The sequence below is a fragment of the Rathayibacter sp. VKM Ac-2929 genome, from assembly GCF_022815495.1.
Classification (GTDB): domain Bacteria; phylum Actinomycetota; class Actinomycetes; order Actinomycetales; family Microbacteriaceae; genus Rathayibacter; species Rathayibacter festucae.
Genome location: NZ_JALGRV010000014.1, coordinates 1 through 1,425, shown reverse-complemented (window position 1 = coordinate 1,425; position 1,425 = coordinate 1). Strand labels below are relative to the sequence as shown.

Genomic DNA, 1,425 nt, shown 5'->3' with positions numbered 1-1,425 from the left:
TTCGCCTCCTGGCCTGCGAGGACGACGGCCAGCGCGACCAGGCGGGCCTTCGCGGGGTTCGCCTCGACCAGCGCAGCAAGCGCATCGGCGTGGTATCCGGAGGGCTGGGTGACGCCGAGGAGGGTGTGCGCGAGGGCGTTGCCGTTGCTCATCCCGCCCGACACCGAGGAGCGGTGCGCGGTCAGGCCCAGGGCGATGACGCGCTCCGCGTCCTTCGGGAGGGTCTTGCGAGACAGGAGCGTCGTGATCCACTCGCGGCGCACCGTCTCCGCGGCGATCCAGGCGCGGTTGTTCGCGAGGAGGATGCGGCGCTCGGCGGACTTCGCGGCCTTCTCCTCGTCCGTCTCGGGTGCGGCGGGCGCGTTGTAGGCGTAGCTGAATCCGTGGGCCGTGGGGTCCTGGATCGCGTAGGAGACGTGGGTGTTGCCGTCGTAGATGGTGCTCACGAGAGCGCCCCGGGGCTCGATGGTCGCGATGTGCTCGGCGGTGACGTGCTTGCCGTCGTCGGTGCGCAGCGGGTCGATGACGACCCACGGGCTGCCCTCGCCGTCGATCTGCTCGCGGGTGAGGATGACGAATCCCGCGGCCTCCTGGTTGGCTTCCTCTGTCAGGACGGCGACGCGGCGGGCGCGCGCCTTGCGGTAGCGCTCCGCTGTGTGGGCGAACTGGCCGGGGTTGGTGGTGGCGACGGTGATGAGGTCGGCGCGGGCTTCCTCGTCGTCCTCGAATTCGAGGATGACCGCGGCCTGGTCCAGGGTCAGCTCGTGCTCGTGTAGCGCGGTCCGTGCGGCGGCGGACTCCTCGATCGCGAGTCCGGCTTTCACGGTCGCGGCCTTGGTGCCGGTGCGCTTGGCGATGGTCGCGGCCGACAGGCCCTCGAACGACAGCTGCGCCCATGCCGCGGTGCGGTCGGCGGTGGTGAGTTCGGCGCGCTGGTCGTTTTCGATGATCTGCTGCACGATCCGCTCGGCGGTCTTGTCGTCGCCCTCCACGACGTAGACCGGGATCGTCGCGAGGCCGATTTCACGGCTCGCGAGGGTGCGGCGCTGTCCGGCGCGGACGATGACGTTTCCGTGCTCGTCGCGGCGTCCGAGGACGGGCGAGAGGATGCCGCTCTGACGAATGGAGTCGAGGAAGTCCTTGGTCAGCGGGGCGCTGGTGCGGACGTTCGCCTCGATGACGAGCGCGGTCGGGTCGAGGTGCTCGATGGTCCCGGTGGTGGTGGTGTTCACGATGGTTTCTCCTTGATCGGTGTGCGATCATTGAGGCGGCAGGTCCCGTGGTTCTAGTGAAACTACGGGGCTTTTGTCGTCTTCCTGATCGTTTTTCTTTGCCTCTCCGGCGGGATGAAACCAATTGAGTGGAGACGCCGTAGTGACGGGCTTTCCGGGCGAAATAAGGGCGCTTGCGCCCGCGTCCGGAAAG

1 protein-coding gene is annotated in these 1,425 nt (G+C 68.4%); it reads right to left on the bottom strand.

Translation table 11 applies throughout. The features are described 5' to 3' along the window. Window positions 1-1,232: ParB/RepB/Spo0J family partition protein (locus MT355_RS21055; protein ID WP_243601045.1), on the bottom strand; the 1,232-nt coding region annotated here is incomplete at its 3' end. Window positions 1,233-1,425: the final 193 nt, after the last annotated feature.